At 65.6% G+C, this 22,403-nt stretch carries 15 protein-coding genes; 5 read left to right on the forward strand and 10 right to left on the reverse strand.

Annotated features, from left to right (window positions below; translation table 11 throughout):
- Positions 1-12: 12 nt before the first annotated feature.
- The 4 genes from aceF to aspA all read right to left on the reverse strand — a co-directional run bounded on the left by aceF (position 13) and on the right by aspA (position 7,407).
- A complete protein-coding gene (aceF, locus tag AC07XB_RS23505) occupies positions 13-1,626 on the reverse strand; it encodes a dihydrolipoyllysine-residue acetyltransferase (RefSeq protein WP_493688081.1) in 1,614 nt (537 codons plus the stop codon).
- Positions 1,627-1,646: 20 nt separating this feature from the next.
- Positions 1,647-4,340 (reverse strand): pyruvate dehydrogenase (acetyl-transferring), homodimeric type, encoded by a 2,694-nt coding sequence (aceE, locus tag AC07XB_RS23510; protein WP_492826805.1) that lies wholly within the window; start codon positions 4,338-4,340, stop codon positions 1,647-1,649.
- Positions 4,341-4,558: 218 nt separating this feature from the next.
- A complete protein-coding gene (locus AC07XB_RS23515; protein ID WP_492374535.1) occupies positions 4,559-5,869 on the reverse strand; it encodes a dicarboxylate/amino acid:cation symporter in 1,311 nt (436 codons plus the stop codon).
- A 110-nt stretch (positions 5,870-5,979) separates the two neighbouring features.
- Entirely contained in the window at positions 5,980-7,407 is a 1,428-nt protein-coding gene (aspA, locus tag AC07XB_RS23520) for an aspartate ammonia-lyase (protein ID WP_492826807.1), read from the reverse strand.
- Between the two features lie 351 nt (positions 7,408-7,758).
- Between aspA and AC07XB_RS23525 the strand changes: the two genes are divergently transcribed.
- A complete protein-coding gene (locus AC07XB_RS23525; protein ID WP_492374537.1) occupies positions 7,759-8,880 on the forward strand; it encodes an asparaginase in 1,122 nt (373 codons plus the stop codon).
- A gap of 203 nt (positions 8,881-9,083) precedes the next feature.
- On the forward strand, positions 9,084-10,049 hold the full coding sequence (locus AC07XB_RS23530) for a LysR substrate-binding domain-containing protein (RefSeq protein WP_492826809.1): 966 nt from the start codon (positions 9,084-9,086) through the stop codon (positions 10,047-10,049).
- Between the two features lie 64 nt (positions 10,050-10,113).
- Here the strand turns inward: AC07XB_RS23530 and AC07XB_RS23535 are convergent, their stop codons facing one another.
- The 3 genes from AC07XB_RS23535 to AC07XB_RS23545 all read right to left on the reverse strand — a co-directional run bounded on the left by AC07XB_RS23535 (position 10,114) and on the right by AC07XB_RS23545 (position 13,328).
- On the reverse strand, positions 10,114-10,398 hold the full coding sequence (locus tag AC07XB_RS23535; protein WP_492374539.1) for an ElaB/YgaM/YqjD family protein: 285 nt from the start codon (positions 10,396-10,398) through the stop codon (positions 10,114-10,116).
- Between the two features lie 180 nt (positions 10,399-10,578).
- On the reverse strand, positions 10,579-12,042 hold the full coding sequence (locus AC07XB_RS23540; RefSeq protein WP_492374540.1) for an NAD-dependent succinate-semialdehyde dehydrogenase: 1,464 nt from the start codon (positions 12,040-12,042) through the stop codon (positions 10,579-10,581).
- A gap of 11 nt (positions 12,043-12,053) precedes the next feature.
- Complete coding sequence (locus AC07XB_RS23545) at positions 12,054-13,328, reverse strand: 4-aminobutyrate--2-oxoglutarate transaminase (protein ID WP_492826811.1); 1,275 nt, start codon at positions 13,326-13,328, stop codon at positions 12,054-12,056.
- Between the two features lie 177 nt (positions 13,329-13,505).
- Here AC07XB_RS23545 and pdxR (AC07XB_RS23550) point away from each other — a divergent pair, with 177 nt between their 5' ends.
- Positions 13,506-15,008: a MocR-like pyridoxine biosynthesis transcription factor PdxR gene (gene pdxR, locus AC07XB_RS23550; RefSeq protein WP_492826813.1), complete on the forward strand. Its 1,503-nt coding sequence runs from the start codon at positions 13,506-13,508 to the stop codon at positions 15,006-15,008.
- A gap of 495 nt (positions 15,009-15,503) precedes the next feature.
- Complete coding sequence (locus AC07XB_RS23555; RefSeq protein ID WP_492374543.1) at positions 15,504-16,547, forward strand: rod shape-determining protein; 1,044 nt, start codon at positions 15,504-15,506, stop codon at positions 16,545-16,547.
- Positions 16,548-16,866: 319 nt separating this feature from the next.
- Here the strand turns inward: AC07XB_RS23555 and ggt are convergent, their stop codons facing one another.
- Positions 16,867-18,732, reverse strand: a complete 1,866-nt coding sequence (gene ggt / locus AC07XB_RS23560) for a gamma-glutamyltransferase (protein ID WP_492826815.1) — start codon at positions 18,730-18,732, stop codon at positions 16,867-16,869.
- Positions 18,733-18,761: 29 nt separating this feature from the next.
- Positions 18,762-19,634 carry a MurR/RpiR family transcriptional regulator gene (locus AC07XB_RS23565; protein ID WP_492375175.1) on the reverse strand — a complete coding sequence of 291 codons (873 nt, stop codon included), beginning with the start codon at positions 19,632-19,634 and terminating at the stop codon, positions 18,762-18,764.
- Positions 19,635-19,917: 283 nt separating this feature from the next.
- Between AC07XB_RS23565 and pdxR (AC07XB_RS23570) the strand changes: the two genes are divergently transcribed.
- Positions 19,918-21,420 carry a MocR-like pyridoxine biosynthesis transcription factor PdxR gene (gene pdxR, locus AC07XB_RS23570; protein WP_492826816.1) on the forward strand — a complete coding sequence of 501 codons (1,503 nt, stop codon included), beginning with the start codon at positions 19,918-19,920 and terminating at the stop codon, positions 21,418-21,420.
- Between the two features lie 56 nt (positions 21,421-21,476).
- Here pdxR (AC07XB_RS23570) and AC07XB_RS23575 read toward each other — a convergent pair whose 3' ends face one another.
- Entirely contained in the window at positions 21,477-22,394 is a 918-nt protein-coding gene (locus tag AC07XB_RS23575) for an MBL fold metallo-hydrolase (RefSeq protein WP_492375170.1), read from the reverse strand.
- Between the last annotated feature and the right edge of the window lie 9 nt (positions 22,395-22,403).

A 22,403-nucleotide genomic window follows, 5' to 3' on the forward strand; every position in this document is an offset into this window, starting at 1 on the left:
GCAGCGCGCCCCTCAGAACAGCACACGCCGCAGATCGGCGAGCAGGTTGGCAAAATGGACATTGAAGCGGGCAGCCGCGGCGCCGTCGATGACACGGTGGTCCCATGACAACGACAGCGGCAGCGTCAGGCGCGAAGCCCAGTTCTTGCCGTCGCTGGAGTGCTGCTTCCAGAAGCTCTTGCATACGCCCATGATCGCGACTTCGGGCGCGTTGATGATGGGGGTGAAGTTGATGCCGCCGATGCCGCCGAGCGAGCTGATGGTGAAGGTGCCGCCCGACATCTGGTCGGGCTTGAGCTTGCCCTCGCGCGCCAGCTTGGCCAGCTCGCCCATCTCCCGCGCGATATCGGGGATGCTCTTCTTGTCGACGTCGCGGATTACCGGCACCATCAGGCCGTTGGGCGTGTCGGCCGCAAAGCCGATGTGGTAGTACTGCTTGAGCACCAGGGTGTCGCCGTCCAGGCTCGCGTTGAACTCGGGGAATGCCTTGAGCGTGGCCACGGCCGCCTTCATCATGAAGGGCAGCATGCTGATCTTGACGCCGCTCTTCTCCAGCTCCTTGTTCATCTGCACGCGGAATTGCTCGAGGTCGGTGATATCGGCTTCGTCGTGCGTGGTGACGTGCGGGATCACCACCCAGTTGCGGTGCAGGTTGGCGCCCGAGATCTTCTTGATGCGGCTCAGTTCCTTGCGCTCGACCGGGCCGAACTTGGCGAAGTCGACCTTGGGCCACGGCAGCAGGTCCAGGCCGGCGCCGCCACCCGCGGGCGCGGCGGCGGGCCTGGCGGCAGGCGCCACGGCGCCGCCCGGGCGGGCGAACGCCTCTATGTCGGCGCGCAGGATGCGGCCATGCTCGCCGCTGCCGCGCACCTTGCCCAGGTCCACGCCGGTCTCCCGGGCGAGCTTGCGCACCGCCGGGCTGGCGTAGGCAAGGGCAAAAGCGGTTTCGTCGACGCCACCGGATGCGGCGGTGGCAGCGGCGGGGGCAGGGGCGGCAAGCGCGGCTGCCACGGCGGGCGCGGCGCCCGGCGCCGTCGCCGCTGTCGTCGCTGTCGCCGCCGGCGCATCGCCGGTGGCCAGCGCCATGATGATGCTGCCTTCGCTGACGGTGTCGCCCACCTTGACGCGGATCTCCCGCACCACGCCGCCCAGCGGCGCCGGCACGTCCATGGTGGCCTTGTCGGACTCCAGCGACAGCAGCGCGTCCTCCGCCTTCACGGTATCGCCGACCTTGACGAAGATCTCGATCACCGGGATGTCCTTGAAGTCGCCGATGTCGGGAATGCGCACTTCGGCCAGCCCGGCGGGCGCGCTGACCGGCGAGGGCGGCGCGCTCACGCTGGGCTTGGTGGCTTGCGCCGGCGCGGCGGCGGCAGTGCCGGCCCCATTGCCCTCGAACTGCATCAGCACGCTGCCTTCGCTGACGGCATCGCCCAGCTTGACGTGGATCTGCTTGACCACGCCGCCGTGCGGCGCGGGCACTTCCATGGTGGCCTTGTCCGACTCCAGCGAGACGAGCGGGTCCTCGGCCTTGACCAGGTCTCCCACCTTGACGAATAGCTCGATCACCGGCACGTCCTTGAAGTCCCCGATGTCGGGCACCTTGATTTCAATGGCTTGGTTCATTGTCTTTATTCCTTCGCCTGTCAGACCGTCCACGGCGCTGCGCGCTCGCTATCCACCCCATATCTGGCAATGGCCTCGGCCACCACCGCGGGCTTGATCGCGCCGTCATCGCACAGCGCCTTGAGCGCGGCCACGGCCACGTGGTAGCGGTCCACCTCGAAGAAGCTGCGCAGCTTGGCGCGGTAGTCACTGCGGCCAAAGCCATCGGTGCCGAGCACCACGTAGCGGCGCCCGGCGGCGTGCACGTATTCGCGCACCTGGTCGGCGTAGTTGCGCATATAGTCGGTGGAGGCGATCACCGGGCCGTCATGGCCTGCCAGGCTCGCCTCGACCCAGCTCTTGCGGCGCGGCTCGGTGGGGTGCAGCAGGTTCCAGCGCTGCGCGGCCATGCCGTCGCGGCGCAGCTCGTTGTAGCTGGGGGCGCTCCAGATGTCGGCGGTGACGTTGAAGTCCGCCTTCAGCAGCTCGGCCGCCGCAATCACTTCGCGCAGGATGGTGCCGCTGCCCATCAGCTGCACGCGCAGCCCGCCCTTGCCGGCCTTGCCGCCGTCCTTGAGCAGGTACAGGCCCTTGAGAATGCCTTCCTCGGTGCTGGCGCCGGCGCCCGCTTCGGCCAGCCCCGGGTGCGTGTAGTTCTCGTTCATCAGGGTGATGTAGTAGTACACATCCTCCTGCTGCTCGTACATGCGGCGCATGCCCTCGCGCACGATGGTCACCACTTCATAGGCGAAGGTGGGGTCGTAGGAGACACAGTTCGGGATGGTGCCGGCGATGATGTGGCTATGGCCGTCCTCGTGCTGCAAGCCTTCCCCGTTGAGCGTCGTGCGCCCGGCGGTGCCGCCCAGCAAGAAGCCGCGCGCGCGGATATCGCCCGCCAGCCACGCCAGGTCGCCCACCCGCTGCAGCCCGAACATCGAGTAGTAGATGTAGAACGGGATCATCGGCACGTTGCTCGTGCTGTACGAGGTCGCGGCCACGATCCAGCTGGACATCGCGCCGCCCTCGTTGATCCCTTCCTGCAGCACCTGGCCGTCCTTGGACTCGCGGTAGTACATCAGCTGGTCGGCATCCTGCGGCTTGTAGAGCTGGCCGACCGACGAATATATGCCCAGCTGGCGGAACATGCCTTCCATGCCGAAGGTGCGCGATTCGTCAGGCACGATGGGCACCACGTGCTTGCCAATGGCCTTGTCCCTGACCAGCGTGCCCAGCATCTGCACGAAGGCCATGGTGGTGGAGATCTCGCGCTCGCCGGTGCTGTCCAGCAGGCGCTGGAAGTTGGACAGCGGCGGGATCTCCAGCGAGGTCGACTTGCTGCGGCGTGCCGGCAGGTAGCCGCCCAGCGCCGCGCGCCGGGCGCGCAGGTACTGCATCTCCGGGCTGTCCTCGGCCGGCTTGATAAAGGGCACGTCGGCCAGTTGCTCGTCGCTGACCGGAATCTGGAAGCGGTCGCGGAAGCCGCGCAGGGCGTCCTGCGTCATCTTCTTGGCCTGGTGGGCGATCATCTGGCCTTCGCCGGATTCGCCCATGCCATAGCCCTTGACCGTCTTGGCCAGGATCAGCGTCGGCTCGCCGGTGTGCTTCACGGCCGCCGCGTAGGCGGCAAACACCTTCTCGGGATCGTGGCCGCCGCGCGTGAGGCCCCAGATCTCGTCATCGCTCATGTCGGCGACCAATGCCTTGAGTTCCTCGTATTTGCCAAAGAAGTGCTCGCGCACATAAGCGCCGCTCTTGCTCTTGAAATCCTGGTATTCGCCGTCGACGCATTCCTCCATGCGCTTTAGCAGCAGGCCGCTCTTGTCCTTGGCCAGCAGCTTGTCCCAGCCGCCGCCCCAGACCACCTTGATCACGTTCCAGCCGGCGCCGCGGAAGACCGATTCGAGCTCCTGGATGATCTTGCCGTTGCCCCGCACCGGGCCGTCCAGCCGCTGCAGGTTGCAGTTGATGACGAAGATCAGGTTGTCCAGCCGCTCGCGGCCGGCCAGCGAGATCGCGCCCAGCGATTCGGGCTCGTCCATCTCGCCGTCGCCCATGAAGGCCCAGACCTTGCGCGCCGCCGTGTCCGCCAGGCCACGGCCTTGCAGGTACTTGAGGAAGCGCGCCTGGTAGATCGACATCAGCGGCCCCAGGCCCATCGATACGGTGGGGAACTGCCAGAAATCCGGCATCAGCCAGGGGTGCGGGTAGGAGGACAGCCCGGTGCCCCCGGTCTCTTGCCGGTAGCCCAGCAACTGCTGCTCGGTGAGCCGCCCTTCGACAAAGGCGCGGGCATAGATGCCGGGCGCGCTGTGGCCCTGGATGTAGAGCAGGTCGCCGCCGTGGGTGTCGGTGGGCGCGTGCCAGAAGTGGCCAAAGCCGATGTCATAGAGCGTGGCCGCCGACTGGAAGCTGGCGATGTGGCCACCCAGCTCCGACGATTCCTTGTTGGCGCGCAGGATGATCGCCATGGCGTTCCAGCGGATGATCGAGCGCAGGCGATGCTCGATGGCGCGGTCGCCGGTCGATTGCGCTTCGTCCTTGGGGGCGATGGTGTTGCGGTAGCCCGTGGTCAGGGAACGCGGCACATAGAGGCCATCGCGCCGCGCCTCGTCCACCAGCGTATTGACCAGCTGGTTAGCGCGCTCGGCTCCGCGATGTTGCGTCACCGCTTGCAAGGACTCCAGCCATTCCGCGGTCTCGATAGGATCGAGATCGCCCGCTTCTCGTGCGCTCATAGTGTCTCCACGTGTTCTGTTTTGGTTGTGTCGGGTGCTGCAGTGGCAGATCTGTTCAGCAAGAGACATGCCACTGCAAACGCAGTCATGCGGGTTGTGCAAGTCATTGATTGGAAAGGAAACCCGCCCTGGCCGGCCGGCTGCCCGGTCGGGAATCCATATTCAGGCGGGGTCATCGTTATGAGTTTTCATGCGAGGCCGTCAGGGAATACCCGCGCCTAGCCGGCCCGGGGTTGTTGCGACGGCGCTTGCGCAATGTCCTCGGACTCCAAGGCAGCCACGGTATCGGGGTCCTGCGTGGCGCCAAGCTCGCCTTCCCATTTGGCAACGACGGCCGTGGCGATGCTGTTGCCGATGACGTTGGTGGCGGTGCGGCCCATGTCGAGGAACTGGTCGATGCCCAGGATCAGCAGCAGGCCAGCTTCCGGCAGGTTGAACATCGGCAGGGTTGCCGCAACTACCACGATGGAGGCACGGGGCACGCCGGCGATGCCTTTGCTGGTGACCATCAGCACCAGCAGCATGGTGATCTGCTGGGTCAGGCTCATCTCGATGTTGTAGGCCTGGGCGATGAACAGCGCGGCAAATGCCTGGTACATCATCGAGCCGTCGAGGTTGAACGAGTAGCCCAGCGGCAGCACGAAGCCGGTCACCTTGTTGGGCACCCCGAACTTCTCCATCTGCTCCATGGTCTTGGGGTAGGCCGCCTCGCTGCTGGCGGTGGAGAACGCCAGGATCGTCGGCTCGCGGATCAGCTTGAGCAGCGTGAACACCCGCCCACCCAGGAACAGGTAGCCTGCCGCGGTCAGCACCAGCCACAGCACCAGCAAGCCCAGGTAGAAGCCGCCGATGAACTTGCCGTAGGTAAACAGCACGCCAATGCCCTGCACCGTGATGGCGGCGGCTACGGCGGCAAACACGCCGAGCGGCGCGAAGCGCATCACAAAGTCGGTGACGCGCAGCATGATCGCCACCAGTTCCTCGATCGACGCCACCAGGTGATGGCCCACCTTGCCCTTGAACGACGCAATGGCAAAGCCAAAGAACAGCGAGAACACCAGGATCTGCAGGATCTCGTTCTGCGCCATCGCCTCGAACACGCTCTTGGGGAAGACGTGCGTGATGAAGTCCTTCAGGTTCAGCGTGGAGGTCTTGAGGTTGGTGGCCGTGCCGATTTCGGGCAGTGGCAGGTTCAGTGCATGCCCGGGCTGCAGCAGGTCCACGAAGAACATGCCGAGCAGCAGCGATATCAGCGACGCGGTGATGAACCAGCCGAGCGCCTTGATGCCGATGCGGCCCACGGCGCTGGCGTCTTTCATGCCCGCGATGCCCGCCACCAGCGTGCCGAACACCAGCGGCGCGATGATCATCTTGATCAGCCGCAGGAAGACGTCGGTGACGATGGAGAAGTAGCCGGCGATCTCCTTGGCCATTGCCGCATCGGGCACGAAGCGGTTGCAGAGGTAGCCGGTGACGATGCCCAGGACCATGGCGATCATGATCCGGGTTGTGAGCTTGTTTGCCTTCATGATGCGTTGTCTCCAGGGGTTGCGGCCAGATCCTGGTCTGACCGTCGGTATCGGGGCAGGGCGGGGCCGGTGGCGCCGTGCCTGGCGCCGGACGCGCCTTGCCCCCCGGATCAGCGTGCGCGGGGCGCCAGGCTCAGCGGGGTTGGCTGCGTCAGCACTTCCGGGCGCAGGATCTGGTCCAGTTCCTCCCGGGTCAGCAAGCCCTTTTGCAGCACGATCTCGTACACGCTGCCGCCGGTGGCATGAGCCTCCTGCGCCACGGCGGTGGCGTTGGCATAGCCGATGTACGGGTTCAGGGCCGTCACGATGCCGATGGAGTTCTCGACCGTGGCCCGCAGGCGCTCTTCGTTGGCGGTGATGCCGTTGACGCAGCGCTCGGCCAGCGTCAGGCAGCCGTTGCGCAGATGGCTCACGCTCTTGAACAGGCTGTGCGCGATGATCGGCTCGAAGGCATTGAGTTGCAGCTGGCCGGCTTCGGCCGCGAAGCTGACCGTGATGTCGTTGCCGATGACCTCGAACGCGATCTGGTTGACCACCTCCGGGATGACGGGATTCACCTTGCCGGGCATGATGCTGGACCCTGCCTGCATGGCCGGCAGGTTGATCTCGCCCAGCCCGGCGCGCGGGCCGCTGGACAGCAGTCGCAGGTCGTTGCAGGTCTTGGAGAGCTTGACCGCCACGCGCTTGAGCACGCCGGAGAGCTGCACAAAGGCGCCGCAATCCTGCGTGGCCTCGATCAGGTTCGGCGCGGTCATCAGCGGAATGCCGGTGATCTCCTTGAGCCGCTTGAGGATCAGCGGCGCGTAGTCCGGGTGCGCGGTGATGCCGGTGCCGATGGCGGTGGCGCCCATGTTGATCTCGCAGATCAGCAGGGCGGCCTCGCGCAGCCGCTCCTCGTCCTCGCCGAGCATCACGGCGTAGGTGCTGAACTCCTGGCCCAGCGTCATGGGCACGGCGTCCTGCAACTGGGTGCGGCCCATCTTCAGGACATGCCTGAACTCTTCGGCCTTGCGCTCGAAGGCGCGCCGCAGCACGCCCATGGCATCCACCAGGCCCAGGATGCCGAACCAGGTGGCGATCTTGAGGGCGGACGGGTAGACGTCGTTGGTGCTCTGGCCAATGTTGACCTGCTCGTTCGGGTGCAGGTACTGGTACTCGCCCTTGTTGTGCCCCATCAGTTCGAGCGCGCGGTTGGCGATGACCTCGTTGGCGTTCATGTTGGTCGAGGTGCCGGCGCCGCCCTGGATCACGTCGACGACAAACTGATCGTGCAGCTTGCCGCCAAGCAGTTCCGCGCAGGCGGCGACGATGGCGTCGCAGCGGGGCTCGTCGAGCAGGCCCAGTTCGTGGTTGGCCAGCGCGGCTGCCTGCTTGATGTACGCCAGGGCCCTGATGAGCTCAGGGTAGATGGAGATGGGGGTGCCGGTGATCGGGAAGTTCTCTACCGCGCGCAGGGTGTGCACACCGTAGTAGGCATCGGCCGGGACCTCGCGATCGCCCAGGAGGTCATGTTCGGTTCTAAAGGTGCCAGCGGTCATTGCATTGCTCCTCGCAAATTGTCATCAGGGAGGAGTTGACTCTAGGTAATCCGCCGGCAGGTAGCGACCATGATGCGAATTTCTCATGGCGCGGCGCGAAATACTCATGCGGCACCGGCGCTATCGGCAAGGCGCCAGGAGCGGCTGGAGCGCGGCGGGCGCAGGCCTCGCGGGGTGATGATTTTTCCGCATACTTCGCCGCGAATTTTGCATCGCCCTATCAGGGCTTATACGGATACGGGCGCTTTTTGGTTGCCGTATCATCGCCCGCTCATCACCTGTCATCACCTGTCATCACCCCATTTGGCGGGCACTTACCCAGCGCCTGATATCCAACGCATGGAGAACACCATGAAGCGTTTTGCACGTCTTAATACCCTCAGCGCCTTGCTGCTTGCCGCCAGCCTGACCACCGGCGTTGCCCATGCCCAGCTTGCTCCCTCCGCCCCTGCCGCCGGCGCGCCGACACAGGCCAGCGAAGCCCGCAAGGCCAATATCGTGATCATCGGCACCGGTGGCACCATTGCCGGCGCGGGCGCCGCCGCCACCAATACCGCCGCCTACCAGTCGGCCGTGGTGCCGGTGGACAAGATCATCGCCTCGGTGCCGGAGATCTCCAAGATCGCCAACGTCAAGGGCGAGCAGGTTTTCCAGATCGGCTCGGAGAGCTTCAACAACGAGCGCCTGCTCAAGCTTGGCAAGCGCGTCTCGGAACTGCTCAAGCAGCCGGACGTGGACGGCATCGTGATCACCCACGGCACCGACACCATCGAGGAAACCACCTACTTCCTCAACCTCACGCTCAAGAGCGACAAGCCGGTCGTGGTGGTGGGATCGATGCGTCCGGGCACGGCGCTGGGCGCGGACGGCGCGCTTAACCTGTACGACGCGGTGCTGGTGGCGTCCAGCCCGGAGTCCAGAGGCAAGGGCACGCTGGCGGTGCTGAACGACGAGATCCACACTGGGCGCGACGTCACCAAGTCCAACACCTTCAAGATCGAGACCTTCCGCTCGCCGTTTGGCCCGCTGGGCTACGTGGTGGAGGGCCGCACGCTGTACTACCGCCTGCCGGCGCGCCCGCATACCCTGCAAACCGAATGGGACATCGACAAGATCGACAAGCTGCCTGAAGTGGCCGTGGTGTACGCCTACGGCAACGTCAATCCGGCCAGCATCGATGCCGCGGTGAAGAACGGCGCCAAGGCGATCGTCTACGCCGCCACCGGCAATGGCAGCGTGGGCGACTACATGGTCGAGCCGCTCAAGGCCGCCCGCGCCAAGGGCGTGCAGATCGTGCGTGCCTCGCGCACCGGCAGCGGCGTGGTGGTCCGCAACGCCGAGCAGCCGGACGACAAGTACGACTGGCTGGTGACCGACGACCAGCTGCCGCAGAAGGCCCGCATCCTGATGGCGCTGGCACTGACCAAGACCAACGACACCAAGGAACTGCAGAAGATCTTCTGGAAGTACTGAGCGAGCACTGAGCGAGCACCAGTCGAGTACTCGGCGCCTTGCGCTTGTCCGCGCGAGGCCGGGGAGGGATGTTGCAATTTCGGAATAATGTGGCGCAAAATTTGCATGGTGCTATCGGGCTTCCACCGATTTGTGCAGCACCGCGCTGCCGTATGATGTGCCATAGACAGCGCGTCCCCCCCTGATGTTGAGTACATTCCATTATGGAAACCAAGTGGCTTGAAGACTTCCTGTGCTTGGCTGAAACGCGCAGTTTTTCGCGCGCGGCTGCCGACCGGCATATCACCCAGTCGGCGTTCAGCCGGCGCATCATGGCCCTTGAGGAGTGGCTTGGCGTCAGCCTGGTTGACCGCAGCGTGCATCCGGCGACGCTGACCACGGCAGGCTGGCTGTTCCGCCGGCTGGCCGCCGACCTGTTGCGTGACGCTTACGCCGCACGCGCGCTGCTGAGCAGCCGCCAGCCCCTTGCCGAGAGCGACAAGGTCATCCGCTTCTCGGTGGCGCACACCCTGGTCTTTACCTTCTTCCCGTCCTGGCTCAAGTACCTGCACGGGCGTTTCGGCTCGTTGAGCGCCTGCGTGCATGCGGTGAACGTGCCGGAGGGCGTGCAGCAACTGGTGGATGACGATTGCGACATCCTGCTGGGCTACCATCATCAGCAACTGCCGATCCTGCTTGACCCGAACGGCTTCCCGTTCCTGATGCTGGGCGTCGAGCGGATCCTGCCGTTCTCTGCGCCGGACAAGCACGGGCAGCCGATCTTCCGGCTGCCGGGCACGAGCGCCAATCCCTTGCCCTTCATGGCCTATTCATCCGGGGCGTTCCTTGGCAACGTGGTCGAGATGATCCTGCTCAATGCGCCGGAGCCCTACGGGCTGCAGCGCTGCTTCGAGACCCATATGTCGGAGGCCCTGAAGGCCATGGTCGTGGCCGGGCACGGGGTGGGCTGGTTGCCGGAGAGCTGCGTCAGCGACGAGATGAAAGAGGGCAAGCTGGTGGTGGCGGGGCCGGCCTCGTGGGCAACCAGCCTCGATATCCGCCTGTACCGCTCGGCGGCCAGCCCGAAGCCGCTGGTCGATGAGCTGTGGTCCTTTATCAGCCATGTGCGGGACCCGCAATTGATGCTGATGGGCAAGGCCGCTGAATCGAGCGACTGCGGGATGCTGTAAGGCGGGGGCCCGGGCCGCGGTGGTTGGCGGCCCGGGCGGATACGTTGGCGATTGGCCGGGGGATCTATCGTCGGTCGATCAGCCAGCCGATCAGCACGCCGACAGCGGCAGCCACGCCGATGGCCGTCCACGGGCTTTCATGCACATAGTCGTCCGCAACGCGCGCCGTGTGGCGGCTCTTTTCCACGACGACGTATTGCACATCGGCGATTTTCTTCTTTGCCTTCTTCAGGCGTTCCTGCACCTTGCCCGGCGCATCCGCGGCCGGCGTGCCGGGGGCATGGGTGGCATTGGTGGCAGGCACCAACAGGCTATCGACTTCACGCAGGGCGCTACCGGTATTCGACATTTCCTTCTCCTCGTTGAATGGCTAACGCAATGAAAGACCTGATGGCGTTAATAGGTCCGGCTCATTGGGTTTAGCTAGCATAAGGAACATCCGGTGCGTAAATAAGAGCCAATCAGGATTAGTTGATGGAACCGCCTCCCGGCGGTCCACGCAGGCCTGTGCGCTGCTCGCGCCCGTAGATCAGCCGAGATCCAGGCAGAGGTATTTCATCTCCAGGTACTCGTCGATGCCGTAGCTGGAGCCTTCGCGGCCGAGGCCGGATTGCTTGACGCCGCCGAACGGTGCCACCTCATTGGAGATCAGCCCCGTATTGATGCCGACCATGCCGTACTCCAGCGCCTCGGCCACGCGCCACACACGGGCCATGTCTTTGGAGAAGAAGTAAGCGGCAAGACCGGACTCGGTGTCGTTGGCCATGGCGATGACTTCCTGGTCGTCCTTGAAGCGGAACAACGGTGCCAACGGGCCGAACGTTTCCTCGCGCGCGACGCGCATGGCAGCGGTGACGTCAGCCACCACCGTGGGCTCGAAGAAGGTGCCGCCAAGCGCATGGCGCTTGCCGCCGGCCAGCACCCGTGCGCCTTGGGCGAGCGCATCGGCGATATGGCTTTCCACCTTGGCGACGGCGTCGGCGTCGATCAGCGGCCCTTGCGTGACGCCGCTGTCGATGCCGTGCCCGGGACGCAGGGCGCTCACCGCGCGCACCAGCCGGCTGGCCATCTCGTCGTACACGGCGTCGTGCACATAGATGCGGTTGGCGCAGACGCAGGTCTGGCCGCTGTTGCGGAATTTCGAAGCCAGGATGCCGTCCACGGCGCGGTCGAGATCGGCGTCCTCGAACACGATCAGCGGCGCATTGCCGCCGAGTTCGAGCGAGAGCTTCTTGACCGTGCCGGCGCATTGCGCCATCAGCAGTTTGCCGATGGCGGTGGAGCCGGTGAAACTCAGCTTGCGCACCACCGGGCTCTCGCACAAAACGCCGCCGATCTGGACCGGGTCGCCGGTGACGACCTGCAGCACGCCACGGGGCACGCCGGCTTCTTCGGCCAGCGCGGCCAGCGCCAGCGCGGTCAGCGGGGTTTGTTCGGCGGGCTTCACGATCATGGTGCAGCCCGCGGCCAGCGCCGGGCCGGCCTTGCGCGTGATCATGGCGGCGGGGAAGTTCCACGGCGTGATCGCCGCGCACACACCCACCGGCTGGCGCAGCACCAGCATCTTCTGGCCGGCGCGCGGGCTGGACAGTACGTCGCCGTCCACCCGCTTGGCTTCTTCGCCGAACCATTCGAGGAAGGAGGCCGCGTAGGCGACTTCGCCACGTGCTTCGGCCAGCGGCTTGCCTTGCTCGGCGGTCATCAGTTGCGCCAGGTCTTCCTGGTGCGCCAGCATCAGGTCGGCCCAGCGGCGCAGTACCGCGGCGCGGGCCTTGCCGGTCAGGTCGCGCCAGGCCGGCAGCGCGCGCGCGGCGGCCTCCACGGCTTGCCGGGTTTCGGCGGCGCCGCAGCCCGGGACGGTGCCGACGACGTCGTGGGTGGCCGGGTTGTGCACCACCAATACGGCGCCGCTGGCGGCGCCGGTCCATTCGCCATCGATCAGGCAGGCGCTGCGCAGCAGCTCGGGTCGTTGCAATGTCAAGGTGTCTCCCATGGTGTCTGCCTTTATGCGGCGATGCCGGCCAGCACCTTCGTCAGCACCACCAGTGCGGCGTCGAACTGGGCTTGCGGAATGGTCAGGGGGTAGAGAAAGCGGATGGTGTTGCCGTACGTGCCGCAGGTCAGCAGGATCAGCCCGGCCTCCATGGCGCGCAGCTGCACCCGCTTGGCCAGTTCAGCGCTGGGCTGCCCGGTGGCCGGGTCGTGGAACTCCACCGCGACCATGGAGCCAAGCCCGCGGATGTCGGCGATGCCCGGGCAGGTCTGGCTGGCTTCCTGCAACGCGGCCTTCAGTTGCTCGCCAAGCGTGGTGGCGCGCTCGCAAAGGCGCTCTTGCTCGATGGTCTCGATCACCGCGTGGGCGGCGGCCACCGCCAGCGGGTTGCCGGCGTAGGTGCCACCCAGGCCGCCGGGCAGCGGCGCGTCCATGATGCTGGCGCGGCCGCAAACGGCCGACAGCGGCATGCCGCCCGCCAGGCTCTTGGCCATGGTGATAAGGTCGGGCGCCACCGGGTAGTGCGACATGGCAAAGAGCTTGCCGGTGCGGCCGAAACCGGTCTGCACCTCATCGGCGATCAGCAGGATGCCGTGCTTGTCGCACAGTGCGCGCAGCGTTTGCATGAAGTCCACCGGCGCCGGGTGGAAGCCGCCTTCGCCCTGGACCGGCTCGATGATGATGGCCGCCACGCGCTGCGGGTCGATATCCGTCTTGAACAGCGACTCCAGCGCCTGGATGGATTGCTCGGTGCTCACGCCATGCAGCTCGCACGGGAACGGTGCGTGATAGATGTCGGACGGGAACGGCCCGAACCCGACCTTGTAAGGCGCCACCTTGCCGGTCAGTGCCATGCCAAGCAGGGTGCGGCCATGAAAGCCGCCCGAGAACGCAATGACGCCAGGGCGCCCGGTATGCGCGCGGGCGATCTTGACCGCGTTTTCCACGGCCTCGGCGCCGGTGGTGAACAGGGCGGTCTTCTTCAGGCCATCGATCGGCACCAGGGTGTTGATGCGCTCGGCCAGCGCCACGTAGCTCTCGTAGGGCACGATCTGGTACGCGGTATGCGTGAAGCGCTCGAGCTGCGCGATTACTGCCTGCATCACGCGCGGATGGCGGTGACCGGTATTGAGCACGGCAATGCCGCAGGCAAAGTCGGTGTACTGGCGGCCTTCCACATCCCAGAGCGTGGCGTTTTCCGCGCGGTCTGCATAGAAGTCGCACATCACGCCGACACCGCGGGGGGTGGCAAGGGCGCGGCGCTGATTCAGTTCGAGGTTCTTCATGGGCTCTCCGTGGTGCTTGATATGGCCTGGGCGGCGCTTGCCGGCCGGACTCGGTTTTCGCGGTTGGTCGCTGGTTGTCGCTGGCTGTCGATCGATCGCGATCGCAGCGATGCAGTGCATTTCAACTTCCTTTGGCACTACAATCCAGTACCGCATTCACATATCTGATGGTGCCAATTGAGATCGATCTGTGGCGACCTGCTGCTTCAGCGCCTGGGTCCGGACGGTCCCGCAGCCCTTGCAAAACCGTTGAACCGCAGTCTTTACGAGTGCATCCGCGGCGCCATCCTCGATGGCAGCCTGGGGCCCCAGACCCGTCTGCCGCCATCGCGTGACCTTGCATCCGAGCTGGGCATGTCGAGAAATACCGTGATGTTTGCGTACGAGCAGTTGCTGGCCGAGGGCTATGTGCACGCCCGTACCGGCAGCGGCACCTTCGTGGCGGCCACCGCGCCGGAGGCCTATCTCAATGCCAAGGCCAGCCATGCCAGCAGCGCGCAGGCCCGGGCCATGCCAGGCTTGTCGCCGCGCGGCGTGGAACTGCTGGCCAATGCCTCGGCGTCGCCATCGCAGTGGGGCGCCTTCATGCCGGGCGTGCCGGATGTGACGCGTTTCCCGCACCAGCGCTATGCGCAGATCGCTGCCCGCCTGTGGCGCAATCCGCCGCCCGAGCGGCTCAGCTATTGCCATGGCGGTGGCTTGCCCGCCTTGCGTGAAGCCGTGGCGGCGCACTTGCGGGTGGCGCGATCGGTGCAATGCGACGCCGCCCAGGTGCTGATCACTGAAGGCATTCACCAGGGCATCGACCTGCTGGTCCGGATGCTTGGCATGTCCGGCGAGCACGCCTGGGTGGAGGAACCCAGCTACTGGGGGATTCGCGGCTTGCTGCAGATGAACGGCATCCACATGATGCCGATCCCGGTCGATGAGGAGGGGCTGACGATACCGGCGGGGAAGGACGCGGGCCTGCCGCCGCGCTTTATCTTTGTCACGCCATCGCACCAGTATCCGCTCGGCGCCGTCATGAGCCTGACGCGGCGGCGCGCGCTGCTCGAATACGCCCGGCGCCAGGGCAGCTGGATCGTCGAGGACGACTACGACAGCGAGTTCCGCTTCTCCGGCCAGCCAATCCCGTCGCTGCAAGGCATGGAACCGGACGCGCCGGTGATCTATATCGGCACATTCAGCAAGACGCTGTTCCCCGGGCTGCGCATGGGCTACATGGTCTTGCCGCGCGCGCTGGCCGGCGCCTTCCAGACCGCGCATTCCGAGCTGTACCGCGCCGGCCACCTGATGACGCAAGCCACCGTGGCCGAGTTCATGCAGGCGGGCGACTATGCCGCGCATATCCGCCGCATGCGGCTGCTGTACGGCCGCCGCCGCGCCATCCTGGCAGGATTGATCGAGCGTTATCTGGGACCCGAAGCGCTGCACCGGTACGGCAGCAATGCCGGCTTGCACTTGGTACTCTGCCTGCCGGACAGCGCGGATGATGTGGCCATTGCGGACGAAGCCGGGCGCCGGGGCATCCTGGTGCGGCCGCTGTCGCGGTATTTTCTGGGCGGTGCGGTGCAGCGGGGGCTGTTGCTCGGGTATGCGTGCGTACCGGAGGAGCAGATAGGGCCGGCGTTCGAGGTATTGCTGGGTTGCTTGCGGGACGTGCGGCTGCTGTCGCACTGAGCGAGACGAGGAGGCTGGCCCCCGGTTCGGTCCCTGATGTCACGGCTTGCGCCGCTGGCCGACGGACGCCGTTTTTTGAGCAGGAAGACCTTTGCGCAAGGTATCATTCGTTCCCGGTTAGCCTCCGGTTAGCATCTGGCTCACGCGCTGGCGTGGCGCAAGTACGGCGCACGCCACTCCCCGAGCCAAGGATGTTCCGGTTGCGTCTCGTCAGGATTTTTTTGTGATCCCGGCGCGGTTTCAACGATGTGGCCTGTTCAGCGGTTGCCTGGTTGCCTGGTGGCCGGGTTCGCCGCCAGGCCGCACGGATGTGGCCACCACCGGGTTTTGCCGCCCATACAAAGTGACGGAGCGCCGGCCACCGCCGAAGGCCGCTCCGCTCGACGCGCGGCGCATGAAGGCTTCCTGCATGCGCCGCAATTCATAGCCTGCTTGTCGCCAGAACTGGCGCCCGCCGGTTCGCATGCTTGCGAACCACCAGATGAAAGTTTCCTGATGTTTGGATTTCTCCGTAGCTACTTCTCCAACGATCTCGCGATCGACCTCGGCACCGCCAACACCCTGATCTACATGCGCGACAAGGGCATCGTCCTCGATGAGCCCTCGGTGGTCGCGATTCGCCAGCAGGGCGGCCCCAATCCCAGGAAGACCATCGAGGCGGTGGGCAAGGAAGCCAAGCAGATGCTGGGCAAGGTGCCTGGAAACATCGAGGCCATCCGCCCGATGAAAGATGGCGTGATCGCCGACTTCCGGGTCACCGAGCAGATGCTCAAGCAGTTCATCAAGATGGTGCACGACACCAAGCTGCTGCGGCCGTCACCCCGCATGATCATCTGCGTGCCGTGCGGCTCGACCCAGGTCGAGCGCCGCGCCATCCGCGAATCTGCGCTGGCCGCCGGCGCCAGCCAGGTCTACCTGATCGAGGAGCCCATGGCGGCCGCGCTCGGCGCGGGGCTGCCGGTGTCGGAGCCGTCCGGCTCGATGGTGGTGGATGTCGGCGGCGGCACCACCGAGGTCGGCGTGATCTCGCTGGGCGGCATGGTCTACAAGGGTTCCATCCGCGTGGGCGGGGACAGGTTCGACGAGGCCATCGTCAACTACATCCGGCGCAACTACGGCATGTTGATTGGCGAGCAGACCGCCGAGGCCATCAAGAAGACCATCGGCTCGGCGTTCCCGGGCTCCGAAGTCCGCGAAATGGAAGTCAAGGGCCGCAACCTGTCCGAAGGCATCCCGCGCGCGTTCACGGTGTCGTCCAACGAAATCCTGGAAGCGCTGACCGAACCACTCAATCAGATCGTGTCGGCGGTCAAGATCGCGCTGGAGCAGACCCCGCCGGAACTTGGCGCCGATATCGCCGAGCGCGGCATGATGCTCACCGGTGGCGGCGCGCTGCTGAGCGACCTGGATCGCCTGCTGGCCGAGGAAACCGGCTTGCCGGTCCTGGTGGCCGATGACCCGCTGACCTGCGTGGTGCGGGGCGCGGGCATGGCGCTCGAACGCATGGACAAGCTCGGCAGCTTCTTCTCCTACGAGTAACGGCTCGCAGGTCGCAACGAAGAAGGCTGCTGACAAACCTGAAGCACCAGCCGAAGCCGCGGAGCGGGCCAAAGCCGCGCGCCATGACGACGGCTGTCTCTCCCTCGCCCCTCAGGGGGAGAGGGCCGGGGAGAGGGGTGGCTTAGCTAGGAGCCACTAGAAGCGAAGCCCGTGGTGTTTTCCAGCACGCAGGCGTAATGGGCGCCCGCCCTCTCCCCCAACCGCTCTCCCGCAGGCGGGGGAGGGGAGCACGGCAACGCAGTCCCGGCGCTTCGAACGTGCCGATAGCACTAGCACCCGCACCATTGCGCAACCGCGCTCAATCTCCCAATGCCACTCCCTCGCGGCGCGGGTCGGCGCCGCCGGCCCAGGCCCACGTGCCATCGGGGCGCTGGCGGCGCATGATGGCCTGCGTGCCGCTGGTCATCTCGATCTGCGCGACCTCATGCCCACGGTCTTTCAGGCCTTGCACCAGGGCCGGGCTGACCAGGCCGGCTTCCAGTTCCGTTGGCCCGTTGCGGCTGCCGAAGTTGGGCATGTTGATGGCCGCCTGCACGTCCATGTTCCAGTCCAGCAGGCCCACCAGCGTCTTGGACACGTACTCGATGATCTGCGAGCCGCCGGGCGAACCCACGGTTGCGACCAGCTTGCCGCTGTCGCGCTCGAACACCAGCGTGGGCGCCATCGACGAGCGCGGGCGCTTGCCGGGCTGCACGCGGTTGGCGACGGGCTTGCCGTTCTCGCTCGGCACGAAGGAGAAGTCGGTGAGCTGGTTGTTCAGCACGAAGCCGCGCACCATCAGGTGCGAGCCGAAATAGCTCTCGACGGTGGTGGTCATGGAAATCGCGCCGCCGGTGTCATCCACCGCGACGATCTGCGAGGTGGACACGCGCGGCGGCGAGCGGTCCGGCGCCAGCGCGACGGTGACTCCGGGTGGCACGCCGGCCTCCGCCTTGTCCATGCTTTCCTCGCCGATCAGGCTAGCGCGGCTTGCCAGGTAGTCACGGCTCAGCAGCCCCGCCACATTGACTGGCACGAAATCCGAGTCCGCCACATAGAGGCCGCGGTCCGCATAGGCCAGGCGCCCGGCCTCGGATATGGCGTGCACGGCGTCGATGCCCGGCTCGACACCGGCAGGCGTTGCGACCTGTTTCGGCTTGAGCGCGGCGAGCGCGTATTTCGGGTTCCTGGCCTCCAGCGCCTGCAAGGCGCCGAGCATCTGCGCGATCGCGATGCCGCCTGACGAAGGCGGCGGCATGCCGCAGATCTTCCAGCGCTTGTAGTCGCTGCAAATGGGCGCGCGCTCCTTGGCGCGGTAGTCCTTCAGGTCAGCCAGCGAGAGCGAGCCCGGGTTGGCGCTGCCGTTGACCTGCTTGACGATCTCGCTGGCAATCGGGCCGGTATAGAGCACGTTTGGCCCGCGGTGCGCGATCTCGCGCAGCGTCTTGGCCAGCGCCGGATTCTTCAGCATGGTGCCGACCGGCCTGGGCTTGCCGTCCGGCGTCAGGAAGTAGGCTGCCATCTCGGGCGAGGCCGGGAGGAACTTGTCGGCGGCGATCTGCGTATAAAGGCGCGGCGAAATCGGGAACCCCTGCTCTGCCAGCGCGATGGCCGGCTCGAACAGCTTGGCCCAGGGCAGCTTGCCATGCTGGCGGTGCGCCAGTTCCAGCGCGCGCAGCACGCCGGGGGTGCCCACCGAGCGCCCGCCGATCTGCCCTTCGCTGAAGCTCATGGGTTTGCCGTCGGGGCGCATGAAGAGATTCTCGCCGGCGCCGGCGGGCGCGGTCTCGCGGCCGTCATAAGCCTGCACGCGCTTGCCGTCCCAGTACATGATGAAGGCGCCGCCGCCGATGCCGGTGGCCTGCGGCTCAACCAGCGTCAGCACAGCCTGCATGGCAACGGCCGCATCGATGGCCGTGCCGCCCGCGCGCAGGATCTTGCGGCCGGCTTCGGTGGCCAGGGGATTGGCGGCCGCGGCCATGTGCTTGTCGGCGTAAGTGGTCGTCATGCCCGGCCGGTAGCCGGACGAGACTTCCGGTGCCGCGGGCAGGGCAGTTGACGTGGGAGCGGTTGTGGCCGGCGGTGTCGAGGACACCCCGGTCTGCGTCGAGCATGCGCTTAGCAGGGCGAGCGCCAACGCCAGCGGGCTGCCCCGGCGTATCAATGAAAACTGCTGAGTGGTCATTTCATTATTCTCCTGAAAGGAAAGGCATTCTAGAAATCGATGCTTGCCCCCTCGGGGGTGGCAGAGCTGCGTACGGCCTCGATGGCTTCGAGCCGGCGCCTTGCCTCCTCCGGGAAGCGGGCAATGAGGGCGGCAATCAAGGTCTCGCATTGCGCCAGCGCGGGTACCTTGGTATCGAACGGCGAGCCGGTCTGCACAAAGCTGCTTAGCGTGGCTGTGGCGAAGCCGGCAATCGGCGACTTCCACTCGTCGGTAAACAGGATGATTCTGGCGCCCTGGCGATGCGCCGCGGCGGCAAAGTCGATGACGCTTTTCTGATAGCGGCGGTAGTCGAAAACGACCAGCGCATCGTTAGGCCCGATGTCGACCAGTACCTCGTTCGCCCGCTCCAGGGCAGGCTCGACGAGACGGACCTTGGGCCGGATATGCGTCAGGTGCGACGCGAGCCGCGAGGCCAGGAACAAGCTCGATCGTCCGCCGGTGCAGAACACGGCGGACCGCGCATTGCCAAGCAACTCGACGGCGGTGTTGAAGTCCTCCGGCGAAGCGTGCTGCGCCACGCGCTCGACCGACATCGCCAGGCTTGCCAGCGAACCCTTCTGGAAGTCTTCTCCGAGTGCTGTGTCGCCCAGCGCGCCGAGCCGGGAGAGCGGCGAATTCATTGCCTCGTCAACCTCCGCCAGGAGTGCTCGCTGAAATGACGGGTAACCGTCGAATCCCAGCTTCACGACCAGCCGGTACACCGTCGGATCGCTGACCCCGGCTTGCCCCGCGAGGTTCGAGATGGAGGTCAGCGCGGCACTTGGGTAGCTGGCGAGCAGCGTTTCCACTACCTTCAGCTCTGACGTGGTGAAGCCGGCGGCCTGGTCTGCCAGCATTTCCCTGATTGATAACCTGGCCAAGCCGCTCTCCGAAAAGGGACTGCCCGGTCACTATGCGGTGCGGCAGTATGACGTAATGAACATTACATAACGTGAAACAAATCGGAGAATATCATTTGGGTCGCTCAGCAAAAACCGCGTAGAAACCCTCGGTTTCTCCCGACGGACGCGGCGTGTATTGTTTGTCAGTGAAGCACCCGGCTCAGCCCTTAGGTTTTTTTGTAGCGTATGTTACAAAGAGCCGAACGCATCATGATGTCAGTAGCCAAGAGTCGGGGCTCAACGAGCAGAGGGAGCGAAGACTTTGAAAGAGACGCCACTGATCGACTGGCTTCTCGGGCGCAGTCACTGGGCGCAACCCGACCGATCGGGCCTCCCCTTGAACCGGCAGTTGTTCGACGACATCCGCGGTGCGATCCTTGCTGGCCAGTTGTCGGCCGGTACGCGCCTGCCGCCGACCCGCGAGGTTGCCAAAGGCCTGAGCATCGCCCGCAACACGGTCCTGTATGCGTATGAGCGCCTCACCGAAGAGGGCTATACGCTGACACAGGGCGGCAGTGGCACCTACGTCGGCAAGGCACCGCCCGATCCCGCGCTGCGCGAGCGCGTGTTCGACTTGAGCCAGGCGAGTGAGATCGCGCCGCCGCGCGAGGCATCGCGCCTGTCCGCAAGAGCCCGCGAGCTGCTCGATGGCGCCGGCGCATCGGACCGGCAGGTGGGCTCGTTCGTGCTGGGCATTCCGGATGTCAGGCAGTTTCCGCGCGCGACATGGCAGCGCCTGATCACCCAGGTCTGGAAAACCGCCTGCCAGGAACAACTGGGCTATGGCACGCGGCATGGCTGTCCGCCGCTCAAGCGCGCGCTGGCGCAATACCTGGCGCTCGCACGCGGCGTCGACTGCTTGCCCGAGCAGATCGTGGTGACGCAGGGCAGCCACCAGGCCATCGATCTGTGCGCCCGCTTGCTCGCCGATCCGAGCGATGTGGTGTGGGTGGAAGACCCGGGCTACTGGGGCGCGCGCAGCGTGTTTCGCGCCGCAGGCCTGAAGGTCGAGGCGGTGCCGGTCGACGCGCAGGGCATGCAGCCCCCCGTTGCGCCGCAGACCGCGCCCAAGCTCATCTTCGTCACCCCGTCGCACCAGTACCCCAGCGGCGTGGTAATGAGCCTGGCACGCCGACGTTTGCTCACGGAGCTGGCGCATCGCTACGGCGCCTGGATCATCGAGGACGACTACGACAGCGAGTTCCGCTACCACGGCGCGCCCCAGCCGTCGCTGCAGGGCCTCGATCCCCATCGCAACACCATCTACGTGGGCAGCTTTTCCAAGGTGCTGTACCCCGGCCTGCGGCTCGGCTTCCTGATCCTGCCGCCGTCACTGGTGGATGCCTTCGCCGTAGCGCACTCCGAGTTGTATCGCGGCGGGCAACTGCAGATCCAGACCGCGCTGGCGCTGTTTATCGCGGACGGGCACTACGCCGCTCATATCCGGCGCATGCGCAAGATCTATGGCGAGCGCCAGGCGCTTCTCACGCAGGCATTGCAGCGCCGGCTTGACGGCGAGATCGATATCGTCGGCACCGATACCGGGCTGCATCTGACCGTCCTGCTGCGCCGCGCGGACGATCACCGGGTATCGCGCGCCGCGCTTGCCCACGGGATCGTGGCGCGCCCGCTGTCGTCCTACTATGCCAATCCCCGGCGCTCGCGCAACGGCCTGGTGCTGGGCTACGGCGGGGTCAGCGAGGAGGAGATCGGGCCTGCGGTGGCCAAGCTGGCGTTGGCCATCGAGTCGGTCAGCAGCGCCTGATGCAGGCGTCAGGAGAGTCTGCCCGGAATGGGGAAGGCGCCGGCCTGAACGTCACCTCATTCCACCCAGGCTGGGAAGTATCCCAGTGACGTCTGTACCGGCCCATCGTGCGCCGGAACCACGACAATATCCGGATGCCTGCCCGCCAGCGCGCGAATCTGATCCACGGCATCCTGGGTTTGTTCAATGTCGCCATCCACCAACCAACGTGCTGCCCAGAACTTCGGGCTGCCAAGCTTCAATGCCTTCGCATTCCAGACTGCATCGCCCACCAGGAAGTACTGTGCACCGGAGTCGACAGAGATGAACATGCCGATCGAACCGGGGGTATGACCGAGAAGAGGAACGAGCACGACCGTGCCGTCTCCATAGAGATCCCGGCTGTTCGCGAACCCTTTGTATGACACCGGTTCGAATGCCAAGCTTTTCCATTTGATCGATTGCGCGCTGACTTGCGAGGGCCAGCTGCCGCCGACGCCAGCGGAAGGGCGCCTGATCACCGACAGCTCCGCGGGATGCACCAGCACCGTGGCATTCGGGAAGTCGCTAATGCCGCTGGCATGATCCCAGTGACTGTGGCTCAGGATAATCGTTTGAACGGGTTCCATGCCGGCGCGCAATAGCTGGTCGATCACCGGGGCCACCGGATTCTCGTACTTGAAAAACAGGCTTTGCCACCAAGGCATATCTTGCCGATATTGATCGGCCACCTTCGAGCCCAGCCCTGCGTCGAACAGCAGCGTGTCAGTGCCGTGTTTCACCAGGAACGCGGAGAAGTTACTGCTCACCTTGCGCGTGAAGCTCCCGCCGGAGTAGACCAAGGCCTCGGTAACGGATAGCTCCGCGGTTCTGATGATCGCAAAAGCTACCTTGGGTTGGCCCGAAGTCGATGGGCTGCCTGGTGCCGAGCCATTGTCGGCGATAGCGGGCATGGCAATAGCAGACAGCAGTAGAAGAACAAGCATACGAAACATGGCGTCACC

The sequence above is a fragment of the Cupriavidus sp. GW821-FHT02F09 genome (assembly GCF_059421605.1).